Genomic DNA, 12,349 nt, shown 5'->3' with positions numbered 1-12,349 from the left:
CGCAAAATTATCCAAAGTCCCCCTTCGGAGGGGGCAAGGGGGAGGATTTACAATGTTAAAAAACCATTTTGAGAAAGTCCTAATTTTAATCTGCGAGTGTTATAAAACCTCTATTCTTAAGCTTTTGCCAAACTCATGGCTGGCGAAAACCTAGTGCTATGGCGGTAGTTTCGGCCAATTTATAATTTGCCAGGCATATAAACGGCAAAGAAAAGGCGCTTAAAGCCTTAGCTCTAAGCGCCAATTTTATGACCGAACCAATGGGTCCGGCTATTTTGTTTCAGGGTTAATGGAAATCTAAACTGGCAGCGGCTTCCGGCTGGTATTTCACTTCCAGAATCCGGTAAATAAATTTGCAATAAGGCGCCGTCCAAACGACTTCCTCACCTTCGCGGCTCCCCAATATAGCCATCCCAATGGGTGATAATACCGAGATTTTACCGGCATTAAAATCTGCTTCGTGCGGGAAAACCACCGAAATTTCCATTTCACTACCGCTCTTCTTTTCTAAAACCCGCACCCGCGAGTTCATGGTAACTACTTCCGGCGGAATAGCCTCCGAGGGCACCCGCTTGGCCCGCTTCAGTTCTGTCCTTAACCGGATGTAAGCCGGTAAAAGGTCCTCCTTTTTGGGCTGGGTCTGAATAAGGTTTACCAGTTGCCGGTAATCTTCTTCTGTTAAATAAATGGTATTCATGGCGATGAGATTTAAATGATGTTTAATTAAAAATAAATTTACCGGCAGGTACAGACATAGACCTTTTTCTGCCGGGATTTAGATTAAATAAGTTATGGTAAATGTTAAACTCCGGAAGTGCCGGAAAAAAAGTACGCTGAATCGAAATAATTATAGAACCACTTGCTTATTCGCTTTTGAAACCGGTAGAAAATGACTATTTTGTTCCACCAGTTGCGTGGCTATTAGCGTGATTTTGCCGGAATGAACCGGCTTATTTGAAAAAAACTTTGGGAACAGAAAAAAAATACAAACAGTAGCCATCCACCGCATCGCTTTGCGTAGCATGATGCGATGCCGGTACTAAACCGCGCAACGGTTCTGTTACCAGGTAAGCTATTGTTGGGTAATTTGGCATAAATAAATTCGATCTTTGTTAATAAAACGGTGTCTGCGTTTGAATATTATATAACCATATATTTGTCCAAAAAGCAGGTTTAGCCTTTATGCTGGCTGCTTTCCGCAGAAGCGTTATAGGCTAAGATAACTAAATTTTTTGTAAAAACCAACCAATCAGATCAAGCCCCATCTTCTTCTTTATGGCTGTAGCAACCCTTATATTATTTTTAGAGTAGTAGATATAATTTAAAATAACTCTTACGTTCAGGTAAAAGAGCATTTTTGCTATCTTTATTTTTCTCGGGTGGGTTAGAGGGCAGAAAACTGGACTTAATACTACTACCTACCTTAAACCTTAATTCATTTACAACCTTAAAAAAAGTTATGAATAACTTAATAATCAGCGAAAAAGACGCGCTGCGCCTGAGAGAGCGCATGCACCATTTCCGGCAAAGTTCTGTTAATTTTACGAAAGAGATTAACAAACTTACCAATGAGTTAAGCCGGGCCCAGGTAGTAGAACCTACCCAAATTCCGATGGATGTAGTTACCATGCATTCGATAATTAAACTCAAATACCTGCAAACCGACAAGGAGCTGGAGATGGAAATAGTGTACCCGGAAGAAGCGGACATTAAAAAAAATAAAATATCTATTTTTGCGCCTATTGCTACGGCCTTATTGGGCTACCGGAAAGGCGATGTAATTGACTGGGAAGTTCCCAGCGGCAAAGTCCAAATCCGGATCGAGGATATTTTGTACCAGCCCGAAGCGGCCGGTGATTTTCATTTGTAAGATCTAACTGAAATAATATTAAGTGAAAACTTTGGCGCTAAGCCAATTATTAAAATAAAATAAATTAACGTCTGAAAATAGCAACGAAATTAACCTGCCACCAAAGCGGTTTCATTTCGTTGCTATTTTATTTTAAATATTCTTTCTGATACCACCTGATTAAGGTGTACTTCAAGAGCATCTTTATAAAGTTAAATAACTGATTATCAATTTCTCCCAATTTATAAAGTTTATCTAATCGCCATATCTTTATTCCAGGTGTATTCCGGCAAGAACAAGAACCAGGATTAGCTAAAATTCCTAAAATCTTTATCCTAAATTATTCCAATATTTTCTTGATATTTTTTATTAAATTCATTATCTTTCCTTAATATAATATTATTATAGTATTCTATTGTTGACCTTCCTGATAATTTGCTATTAACTCCTATACGCCTTTTGAATATGTAAAATCGTTGCCTTATGAAGCCTGTTACCGAAAAATATGCCGGCAAAAATCTGCAGTTCGAAATATTTCCTTTCGAAGCAGCAGATGGTTTCCCATGCAACCTAATTCATGTAAGCGGTTCAACAAAAAATACGAAAGATCCGGTATTGCTGGTACACGGGGCCGGGGTTAGCGCCAGTATTTTTTTAGCCCCGGTAAATAAAAATATTGTAGAATTTTTGTTGGAAGAAGGGTACGATGTTTGGCTGGAAAACTGGCGCGCCAGCATTGATTTTGCCCCTAATAAATGGACATTGGATCAAGCGGCTTTGTACGACCATCCGGCAGCCGTAAAAAAGGTGGTGGAAATTACCGGCTCTCCTAAAATAAAAGCCATTATTCATTGCCAGGGCTCTACCAGTTTTATGATGTCGGTAGTAGCCGGGCTGGTGCCCCAGGTTACCAATATTGTTTCCAATGCCGTTTCGCTGCACCCCGTGGTACCCGATTTTTCGAGGTTTAAACTTTCGGTGATGGTACCCATGGTAAAGCAGCTAACCGATTATTTAAACCCACAGTGGGGAATAAAAGCCCCTTCCCTGACGGCTAAAATGGTAAATACGCTGGTACAGCTCACCCACCACGAGTGTAATAACAGCGTTTGCAAACAGGTTAGCTTTACGTACGGCAGCGGGTTCCCCGCCTTGTGGCGCCACGAAAATTTAAATGACGAAACCCACGAATGGATTAAAAGCCAGTTTGCCGCCGTGCCTATGACTTTTTACAAGCAAATAGCAAGGTCGGTAAAAGCAGGGCATTTAATGTCGATTGAGAAAAAGAAAGAACTGCCCGACTCGTTTGTAGCCGCCGCTCCGGCCACTGAAGCCCGGATTTCTTTTTTTGCCGGTGGTAAAAATTTGTGCTTTTTGCCCGACAGCCAAGTCCAGAGTTTTAAATATTTTGATAATCTCCGGCAGAATTACCACGCTTTGCGGGTATTACCCGATTACAGCCACCTGGATGTTTTTATAGGCAAAAACGCCTATAAAGATGTTTTCCCTTTGATGTTGCAGGAACTCCGTGTAAACTAATAAATTAAAGTACAACCCTATGGCTATTCCTAAAAGACTTCTGAAACAGGCAGGCAGGTACGCCCGGGTAGATGGCATTCCTTACCATTTACCCATTAACTCCGACAACGCCGCCGTTATCATGGCCGCTTTTCCGGCCAATTACGAGAAAGCCCGTACCCTGTTACCCGGCAACGAAGTGCACCCAGTCCGGCTCTGGAATGGCAAAGCAGTTTTTATTGTAACGGTGGTAGATTACCGCATTACCGATATTGGTAAATACATAGAATACAGCATTGCCCTGGCATGTACGCACGGCGACAAACCGGCCCCTAAATTATTACCGGCCATGCTCATGAAAGCCTACGGTACCGGGCAGTATATTTTGGATTTACCGGTAAGCACCGAAATTTCGGTGAAAGGTGGGAAAGGCATCTGGGGTATGCCCAAGCACCAGGCCAATCTGGATTTTGTAGAAGGCTCCGAAGTAATCAGCGCTCAGTACGACCTGGACGGCCAGATGGTAATGCGGCTAGATATAACCCGGCCCGCCCGCATCTTTATGCCGATGAACATGGGCGCGGCTAATTATTGCCGCTTCCGGGGCATGCTCATGAAATCGTATATATATTTTAAAGGCAAAGCCGGGCTAACCTTGTTTAAAAAAGGAGCGGCTAAAATTACCCTGGGCAATCACCCCAATGCGGCTCAACTCAAATATCTGGAAATAGAACAGGACCCCATATTTACGGCCTACTTGCCCAAAACTACCGGCATTTTGGATGATTATTTTGAGAGCTGGTTTTTAAGCTACCCCGAGTTGCCGGAGAAAACCGGAGAAGGCCTGGAAAGTGTGTATCACCTGGGCTACGGCGAAGAATGGTTAGAAAAACCGAACCGCCAAACAGCTAAACAACCCGAAACAGCGGGGGTTTAATTTAAAAATATAAAAACATGCGCGGCGAAACCAAAAGAACTTTATTAGGGCTAAATCATTCCCTGTTGTTTTTATGCACCTCTATGTACCTGGGCACGGGTTGGTCGCTTTTACTTTTTTCTTTCCCGATTGCCCCCGAACTCACACCCGATAATTATTACATGCAGTTTGTGCCCCAGGTAACGGCGGCTACTAAGTTTTTTACCTACATGACCATGGTAATGCTGGCCACCGCCTTGATTATGACAATTGCGGAGTGGCGCAGTTACAAGCGCTGGTTCCCGATTGGGGTGCTTTTAGGGGTTATTCTGGCTACGGCCCTTACCATTATTTATATTATTCCTTACAACGAGCAAATGGCGGCCGGCATAAAAGATGCGGCTGTATTGCGCGAAGTGCTGGACAAATGGATGCGGCTGAATGTAATTAGGGTAAGCCTCTGGACGGTACAATGGTTATGCATGATGTCTTACTTTTATATAAAATACCTTGAAAGCTATAGATATAAAAACCAAACCATTAGCAGCCAGCGAAACGCACCGGTTGCTGCCTAAGCTGCTCGTTTTTATTTCAGCGGTTACGGTTTTAACGGGTGCCGTGCAAGTGGTGGCCGCGCCGTTGGTATTAAGCTTCATCGGGGCCAGTACAGATAAAACCAGCGCCCATTTTTTTGCCATCATCGGAATGTTTATGGTTTTGTTCGGAGGTTTGCTCTGGCAGACTTTAAGGCAGGCTCCGGTTGGGCCGGAACCGGTTTTCTGGTGCGGTCTGCAAAAACTCGGAGCAGCAGCGGCGGTGGGCTTAGGCGTTTTGAACGGAATATTTTCTGGTCTGGCTTTGGGTGTGGCTTTCTTCGATTTAGTATCCGGGATTTTAATTTTTACCTATTGGCAAAAACTTAAAATAAAAACATGAGGTTGCTGGCCTATTTTTTCTTCTACACCTACGTGGGGCTGCTAATAGTAGCGGGATTGTGGGGAGCTTTTATAGGGGCCAGAATAGACCAGAAAATGCTTTTCGACTTTGACCTGACCAGTGTAGACCAGACCACCGCGGCCAGTATGTTAACCCAGTACCGGTTTTTACGGCTGGTAGAATTTGGGTTTGGCATGTTCGCCATTCTGTTTACCCGGGAGGTGTTTTCGCAATTAAAATATAACCGCTTGTTTTTAGGGGTTATGTTTTTAGGCGTAGTGGCCCGGGTTGTTTCTTACCTGGTAGATGGCCCACCCAACTGGCTGTTTTACTTTTTTGCGATTTACGAATTAGTAGGCGTTATTCTTATTTTTTTCTACACCCGAAACCAACTGCAACCGCATGGAAAATTTAACTAAACCACTACCCTTCCGGGTTCCGGCGGGCTACCAGGGACCGAAAAGGTCGTTGGTGCTGGCGGGCGGTGGCATGCGGTTGTCGTACCAGGCGGGGGTGTTAAAAGCCCTGGAGGAACACGGGTTGCAATTTACCCATGCCGATGGTACTTCGGGCGGCATATTTACGCTGGCCATGCTGTTATCGGGCCTTACCACCGACGAAATATGCCACAACTGGCGCACACTCAATAGCAAGCACTTTGTGTCGTATCTGCCTTTCCGGAAATACCTGAACCCTTTGCGGCTGGCTGCTTTTGGCGATGCCGATGGTATTCGCCTGAAAGTACTGCCGCATTTAGGAGTAGATTTAGCCAGCATAAACGCCGAAAAAGCCTTAGCCGGCACCTTTAACGTGTGCAATTATTCCGAGAAAAGAAACGAGGCGATTCCCAACGAATCTCTGACCCTGCCCCACCTGCTGGCCGGGGTTTCCCTACCCATGTTTATGCCGGCGCAAAAAATAAACGCCCACTGGTACATCGATGCCGTCTGGATAAAAGATGCGAACCTCCTGGAAGCGGTGAAAAGAGGGGCTGAAGAAATTTGGGTGGTTTGGGCTATCGGCAATATTCACGAATACAAAGGGGGTACTTTTAACCAGTATGTGCACATGATTGAAATGAGCGCCAACGGAGCCTTGTACGCCGAATTAGACTATATTACCGAACTGAACCAGCGGATAACCCGCGGCGATTCGCCTTACGGCCAGAAAGCTGCCATCCGGGTACACCTGATAAAACCGGCCTATCCCCTGCCGCTGGACCCGGATTTATATTTTAACCGGGTAAACGCCACCACCTTAATTGACATGGGCTACGCCGATGCCAAAGAATATTTGTTAAACCTGCCCCCCGACCCCATTGCCGAACCTAATTTATCTACCAAAATGAAATCACAAGGCATTGCTTTTTCCTGTCGGGCCAAGCTATCCGGCAAATTATTTAACCAACTGGCGGTGCTGCATGTATCGCTCACCATCCACGACATTCAGGATTTTGTCCGGACGGAGCAGCCTTACCAGCTAAACGCCAGCCTAAGTTTTCCGGAGGGCCTCCGCATCTATTATGGCTTTAAAGGAGAACTGACGGTGCAGCCTAATCCCGCCGGGGGCGATAAAATAGTTCAGTTCCAGTTTCGGGCCGAAATGGAAGGCAAATCTTATGTGATAACCGGCAGCACCGTTTTTAATAGCCGGTTCCTGTCGGGTGCGGGTAAAAAAGCTGAGATTAAATTATACGCCGGCACCAGTCCGGCCGGCCAGCCGCTCCAATCCTCGATATTCCAGATTTCGGTAGCCGATTGGGTTTACCTCCGCAAAAGCCTGAGTGTGTACAATGCCGATGGGTGGTTTGAACGCCGCCGGGTGAAGAAAACCCTGAAGAGTTACTTCTTCAGCGATAATTAAAATTTAATAATTTACTAATAAAGGTTTTGACTTATGAAGGAGGCAACGCCACAAGAGAAAAGAGCAAAAGCAGCCGAGAAAGTTAAAAGAGCTTTTCAGGAAGACCCTTTTGACTATACCCCAAAAAAAATGGTAGGCTGGTACGATGCCCGGCAGTTATTGGGTACCGCCGTAAAAACCGTCATTTCGTCGGTGTTTGGTTCTTACTCTGATAAGCGGGAAATCCAGGCTTGTCTGGCTAAACCCGATACCTATGATTACAGCCACCTGAACGAAGTATGGATTGATTACATGTCCGACACCGGCGATGGGTTTCATACCACTTTTACCATGGCCAATTTACTCTCCGCACCAGAACTGAAGGTAGAAGAGCACCAAACTTACAAAGGCGATATTTTAATATTAGGCGGCGATGAAGTTTACCCGGTGGCTAACCGCGACGATTATAAAAACCGGTTTCGGGGCCCGTTCGATTCGGCGTGCCGCCACCAGCACGAACTACAGGCTAAAAACAATCAGGTTCCCGAAAGAGAACACGTGCTGTTTGCCATTCCGGGTAACCACGACTGGTACGACGGATTATCCAATTTTATTAAAATATTTTGCCAGGGCCGTACCATCGGCAATTGGCTAACGCGGCAGCACCGCAGTTACTTTGCTATTAAACTGCCGCACAACTGGTGGCTCTGGGGAATAGACATACAATTGGAAGCCGATATAGATTACCCCCAGTTACATTACTTTGATAAAATAGCGGCTAAACAAATGAAGCCCGGCGACAAAGTTATTTTGTGCACCGCCGAACCTAGTTGGATTTTTACCACCCGCGCCAAAGATAAAAGCTACGAAAACCTCCGTTTTTTTGAGCAGCGCTATATTGTGCAGAATGGGTTTGAACTGGTAATTTCCCTGGCCGGCGATTTACACCACTACGCCCATTATGTTTTATCGGAAAAAGGTAAAACTTACCACAAAATAACCGCCGGTGGCGGTGGGGCATTTTCGCATCCTACCCACAACTTAAAAGATGAACTGGACTTGCGGGAAGGCAAATTTAAATTGCAGGCTACTTTTCCCACCAAAGCCCAGTCTCGCCTGATGGCGCTGCGCACTATTTTATTCCCCTGGTTTAATTTACAGTTTGCTGCTTTTATGGGATTCTTTTACCTATTGTTTGCCTGGCTCCTGCAGGAAGCCGATCATGCTTTTGTTGCCAAGATTAACCAATTTCCTGTTACCCTGACCGGATTAGTTGATTACACGAATTACGTTTTAAATATTGTTATATTCAGTCCGTTTATGGTCTTTTTCATGGGCCTGGCCATATTTGGGGTTACCAAATTTACCGATACCAAATCCAGCCGAATGCCCTTTTTATGGTTATTGGGCCTGGCCCACGGCTTTGTACACATCCTGAATGGCTTTTTACTTATTTGGCTTTGTTCCAGTTGGGCCTTTTTCATGAATATTAGTTTGTGGCGAAAGGTAGGGGTATTAACGGTTGATTTATTCGTGGCGGGTGGGCTCACCGGCTGCATCGTAATGGGTATTTATTTATTCATTTGCAACCTGCTGTTTCGCATTCACGACAACGAAGCATTTTCCTCTTTTAAATATAGCGGTTACAAAAATTTTCTGCGGCTGCACCTTACCCCGGAAGCTTTAATCATTTACCCGATTGGCATAGAAAAAACGGCCCGCTGGAAAAAAGACGGCAAAATATACCACCCTAACCGGGAAGTAAAAACCCAGTTAATGGATCAGGTTATCACCATAAAAACAAAAAAGCATGAAGAAGCACCCCCAAGCGTACCTGTCCTTACCCATAACAGATATTAAGCCTTTTTACGATGTAGTGGTAATTGGCTCCGGTTACGGGGGCAGTATTGCCGCTTCGCGCCTGGCGCGGGCCGGCCTGAAGGTAGGTTTACTCGAAAGAGGCAAAGAATACCAGCCCGGCGACTACCCCGACGACCAGGTACAGGCCACGAAGGAAATGCAGGTAAATATGCCACACAAGCATCTGGGTTCTACCACGGCGCTGTACGAGTTTCATGTAAACAAAGACATTAACGTTTTCGTTGGCTGTGGTTTAGGCGGCACTTCGCTCGTAAATGCCAACGTGTGCATCGAGCCCGACCGGCGGGTATTTGCAGATGAAGCCTGGCCGCTAGAAATACGGGAAGATTTTGCTTCTTTTGACCGCGGGGTAGAACGGGCCCGCGCCATGCTGAAGCCCGAACGTTACCCCGAAGGAAAAAACGGTTACCCCAAATTACCCAAAACCGAAGCCATGAAAGTGGCCGCCAAAGCCTTAAATGAGCCATTTACCTTTGCCCCAATTAACGTAACTTTTGAAAATAAAATAAACCACGTGGGGGTAGAACAACATAAATGCGACCTCTGCGGCGACTGCGTAACCGGCTGTAATTACGGGGCAAAAAATACCACCTTGATGAACTACCTGCCCGATGCCCGGAACCACGGCGCCGAAATATTTACCGAAGTAGCTGTGCAGCACCTGGAAAGAATCAATAACCAATGGGTAATTTATTACCGGCTACAGGAAGCCGGCCGCGAAAAATTTAAAGCGCCTTTCCTGTTCGTGCGGGCCAACATGGTTATCCTGGGGGCCGGCAGCTTGGGCAGCACCGAAATATTGCTTAAGTCTAAACAGAATGGTTTGCAGCTATCTAACCTGCTGGGGCACCGGTTTACCGGCAACGGAGACGTGCTGGGATTTGGTTTTAATAACGATTACGAGATAAACGGCGTAGGATTTGGCAAACATAAACCCGGCGAAGAAATTGAAGCCGTTGGCCCGTGTATTGGCGGCATTATAGATATGCGCGGCAAAGAAAACCTGGAAGAAGGTTACGTAATTGAAGAAGGCGTTATTCCGGGTGCCTTATCCGGCATTTTGCCCGGCACTTTTATTACCGTGGCCAGATTGCTCGGCAAAGATACGGATGCCAACCTAAAAGATTTTGCCATGGAAAAGCTCCGGAAAATCAAAACCAAAATATTAGGGGCTTACGAAGGCGCTTTAAAAAATACCCTTACCTACCTGGTTATGTCGCACGACGATGGCAAAGGTAAACTTAGTTTAGCCCACGACCGCATCCGGGTAGACTGGCCGGCGGTAGGCAAACAGCCCATTTTTAAAATAGTAAACGATAAACTGAAAGAAGCCACCAAAGCTTTGGGCGGCACTTACGTCACCAACCCCTCGTGGAGCAAGGCCATGAATTTTGATCTGGTAACGGTGCACCCTTTGGGCGGCTGCGTGATGGGCGACAAGGCCGAAACGGGGGTTGTAAACCACGCTGGCCAGGTTTATGCCTCCGAAACCGGTACCGATCTGCACCAAGGTTTGTACGTAACCGATGGTGCCATTATTCCGCGTTCGGTAGGGGTTAACCCCTTACTCACCATTTCGGCGCTGGCCGAAAGATCCTGCGAAATTATTGCCCAGGATTATGGCTTGACCATTTCTTATGATTTTCCGGCCGTTACGCCGCAGGAAAAAAAGATTAAACCCGTTGGACTGCAGTTTACCGAAACCATGACCGGTTATTTCTCAACCGAAGAAAAAGATGACTTCCAGAAGGGCCATGATGCCGGAAAAAATAAAAATTCGCCGTTTACTTTTACCCTCACTATAGTTTCGGAAGACCTGGAAAAAATGCTCAACAGCGAGCAGCACGAAGCCAAAATGGCCGGAACCGTAACCGCTCCTGCTTTATCGCCCAAACCTTTAACCATTAGCGAAGGAAAGTTTAATTTGTTTGTAAAAGACAAACAAGACCCGGGCAAACTGAAAATGCTGTACCAGATGAAGCTGCATACCGTAGGTGGCCACGAATATTTCTTTACCGGTTACAAAGAAGCAGCCGACGATAAAGGTTTTGATGTGTGGTCGGATACCTCTACCCTCTTTATTACTGTTTACGAAGGCCCTGATAGTTCTGGCCCGGTAACCGGCAAAGGCATTCTGAAAATATTACCTAAAGATTTTAAAAAACAAGTTACAACCATTAAAGCGTTACATGCCGCTGATGTCCTGGAAAGCGCCAAAGCCATCAAAGATTTTGGTTTGTTTTTCAGCAAGGCCCTTTACCAACAATATTTATAAGAATACATCCGGAGCCAGTTATACCTGTTTCCGGATGTACCCATTTTAGCCCCAGTCATTAACCTCCTAAACCCATGAAAAGCCGTAGCCTGCTCTTACTTTTATTGCCACTCGTCTTTTTGTGGAGCAGCTGCGCCGAAAAACTAGGAGCGCGTTTTACGGCCGGGGTAAAGAAAGAATTGCCCAAATCTTACCTGGATAGTACCGCAAAGGCATTATCGGGCACAGTGGCCCGCAGTGTAATGGCCACCGTTTTAGACGACAGCATTCAGTCCCGCATCCGGGCCCAGGTAGACTCCTTGGGCCGGCAACTGGATCACCAAGCACTTGCCACCACAGTCCGGGTAAGAGACAGCCTCCTAAGCGCCTATACCCAGTTGTGGCTGGAAAAAATAATTCAGAATACCACCAACGATTTAAACACCAAAGGCCTTTCTTTTTTAGATAATATTCGCGGCGACCAAACCAAACAATTTGTAGCCGCCCTCCGCGACGAATTATTAAATGACATAAGCCTTCAACGGGCCGCTATTTTCCGGGACGAACTATTGGGTAATAACACCCAGGCTTTGCTCGATTCGCTGGTACAAAAAATTGCTACAGGCGTTATCCGGAATCAGGTAAATCCCAATATTGCCAGAATAAACCGGCAGGCTCAGGAAAGAATCCGGGATATAAAAAGGCTGGCGTTTGGGGCCGGTGGGTTAGCTTTGCTTATTGGTATAGTGGCTTTATTATTATTCCGGCAAGCCCGCCGGCACCGGGAAACTTTAAAAGTAATTACCCACCAGATAGATAAAATTCCAGATCAGGTTACTTATGATAAACTCGTTCGCTCCATCCGAACCGAAGCTGAAACAAAGGGCCTGGAGCCGCATTTGCAGCAAATACTAAAAGAAGAAAAGCTGTACCAGCAACCCCAGTGGCAGGAAAAAGATTACCAGACCTTGCACCTGATTACCAACTACCTCAAAAATTTGAATCAGGAGGAATCTGGTCGGGAAATATTACAGGGTTTAAAAGAAGAATCGAAAAAAGTAAACCTGGATGGGCACCTGAATAGCCTGATTAAACAGGCTGATAATGTAGTCGAAAAAGTGTAATTCAAATCCGGGTTACTTTTTTACTGGTA

11 protein-coding genes are annotated in these 12,349 nt (G+C 45.6%); 10 read left to right on the top strand and 1 reads right to left on the bottom strand.

The genetic code is table 11. The features are described from left to right. Positions 1 to 286 precede the first annotated feature (286 nt). On the bottom strand, positions 287 to 697 hold the full coding sequence (locus AAE02nite_RS25380; protein ID WP_146905407.1) for a GreA/GreB family elongation factor: 411 nt from the start codon (positions 695 to 697) through the stop codon (positions 287 to 289). A gap of 762 nt (positions 698 to 1,459) precedes the next feature. On the opposite strand from AAE02nite_RS25380, the gene rnk reads away from it, so the two are divergent. The 10 genes from rnk to AAE02nite_RS25330 all read left to right on the top strand — a co-directional run bounded on the left by rnk (position 1,460) and on the right by AAE02nite_RS25330 (position 12,320). After that, the gene (rnk, locus tag AAE02nite_RS25375) at positions 1,460 to 1,870 is read left to right on the top strand and encodes a nucleoside diphosphate kinase regulator (protein WP_146905404.1); all 411 of its coding nucleotides are present in this window, start codon (positions 1,460 to 1,462) and stop codon (positions 1,868 to 1,870) included. A gap of 462 nt (positions 1,871 to 2,332) precedes the next feature. After that, complete coding sequence (locus AAE02nite_RS25370; protein ID WP_146905399.1) at positions 2,333 to 3,388, top strand: alpha/beta hydrolase; 1,056 nt, start codon at positions 2,333 to 2,335, stop codon at positions 3,386 to 3,388. 19 nt (positions 3,389 to 3,407) lie between these two features. Beyond that, complete coding sequence (locus AAE02nite_RS25365) at positions 3,408 to 4,304, top strand: acetoacetate decarboxylase family protein (protein WP_146905396.1); 897 nt, start codon at positions 3,408 to 3,410, stop codon at positions 4,302 to 4,304. A gap of 17 nt (positions 4,305 to 4,321) precedes the next feature. Continuing rightward, positions 4,322 to 4,858, top strand: coding sequence for an anthrone oxygenase family protein (locus AAE02nite_RS25360; protein WP_146905393.1), 537 nt, complete (start codon positions 4,322 to 4,324; stop codon positions 4,856 to 4,858). Then, positions 4,794 to 5,219: a patatin gene (locus AAE02nite_RS25355; protein WP_246151251.1), complete on the top strand. Its 426-nt coding sequence runs from the start codon at positions 4,794 to 4,796 to the stop codon at positions 5,217 to 5,219. The genes AAE02nite_RS25360 and AAE02nite_RS25355 overlap by 65 nt, the downstream gene beginning before the upstream one ends. After that, the gene (locus AAE02nite_RS25350; RefSeq protein WP_146905390.1) at positions 5,216 to 5,638 is read left to right on the top strand and encodes a DUF4345 family protein; all 423 of its coding nucleotides are present in this window, start codon (positions 5,216 to 5,218) and stop codon (positions 5,636 to 5,638) included. Before AAE02nite_RS25355 ends, AAE02nite_RS25350 begins: the two co-directional genes overlap by 4 nt. Continuing rightward, entirely contained in the window at positions 5,622 to 7,082 is a 1,461-nt protein-coding gene (locus tag AAE02nite_RS25345) for a patatin-like phospholipase family protein (RefSeq protein ID WP_146905387.1), read from the top strand. The genes AAE02nite_RS25350 and AAE02nite_RS25345 overlap by 17 nt, the downstream gene beginning before the upstream one ends. Before the next feature lie 33 nt (positions 7,083 to 7,115). Continuing rightward, on the top strand, positions 7,116 to 8,921 hold the full coding sequence (locus tag AAE02nite_RS25340) for a metallophosphoesterase (RefSeq protein ID WP_146905384.1): 1,806 nt from the start codon (positions 7,116 to 7,118) through the stop codon (positions 8,919 to 8,921). Further along, a complete protein-coding gene (locus AAE02nite_RS25335) occupies positions 8,872 to 11,217 on the top strand; it encodes a GMC family oxidoreductase N-terminal domain-containing protein (RefSeq protein WP_146905381.1) in 2,346 nt (781 codons plus the stop codon). Before AAE02nite_RS25340 ends, AAE02nite_RS25335 begins: the two co-directional genes overlap by 50 nt. A 74-nt stretch (positions 11,218 to 11,291) precedes the next feature. Beyond that, entirely contained in the window at positions 11,292 to 12,320 is a 1,029-nt protein-coding gene (locus AAE02nite_RS25330; RefSeq protein ID WP_146905378.1) for a hypothetical protein, read from the top strand. Positions 12,321 to 12,349: the final 29 nt, after the last annotated feature.

The sequence above is a fragment of the Adhaeribacter aerolatus genome, assembly GCF_007991635.1.
Taxonomy (GTDB): Bacteria; Bacteroidota; Bacteroidia; order Cytophagales; family Hymenobacteraceae; genus Adhaeribacter; species Adhaeribacter aerolatus.
Note: the sequence above shows the minus strand (reverse complement) of the source record. Positions and strands in the feature narration are given on the sequence as shown.

Excerpts from the sequence above, each read along its gene's own strand:
- AAE02nite_RS25345 (WP_146905387.1), top strand. The coding sequence starts at position 5,622 with ATGGAAAATTTAACTAAACCACTACCCTTCCGGGTTCCGGCGGGCTAC.
- AAE02nite_RS25340 (WP_146905384.1), top strand. The coding sequence starts at position 7,116 with ATGAAGGAGGCAACGCCACAAGAGAAAAGAGCAAAAGCAGCCGAGAAA.
- AAE02nite_RS25330 (WP_146905378.1), top strand. The coding sequence starts at position 11,292 with ATGAAAAGCCGTAGCCTGCTCTTACTTTTATTGCCACTCGTCTTTTTG.
- AAE02nite_RS25365 (WP_146905396.1), top strand. The coding sequence starts at position 3,408 with ATGGCTATTCCTAAAAGACTTCTGAAACAGGCAGGCAGGTACGCCCGG.
- AAE02nite_RS25335 (WP_146905381.1), top strand. The coding sequence starts at position 8,872 with ATGAAGAAGCACCCCCAAGCGTACCTGTCCTTACCCATAACAGATATT.
- AAE02nite_RS25350 (WP_146905390.1), top strand. The coding sequence starts at position 5,216 with ATGAGGTTGCTGGCCTATTTTTTCTTCTACACCTACGTGGGGCTGCTA.
- AAE02nite_RS25370 (WP_146905399.1), top strand. The coding sequence starts at position 2,333 with ATGAAGCCTGTTACCGAAAAATATGCCGGCAAAAATCTGCAGTTCGAA.
- AAE02nite_RS25360 (WP_146905393.1), top strand. The coding sequence starts at position 4,322 with ATGCGCGGCGAAACCAAAAGAACTTTATTAGGGCTAAATCATTCCCTG.
- rnk (WP_146905404.1), top strand. The coding sequence starts at position 1,460 with ATGAATAACTTAATAATCAGCGAAAAAGACGCGCTGCGCCTGAGAGAG.
- AAE02nite_RS25380 (WP_146905407.1), bottom strand. The coding sequence starts at position 697 with ATGAATACCATTTATTTAACAGAAGAAGATTACCGGCAACTGGTAAAC.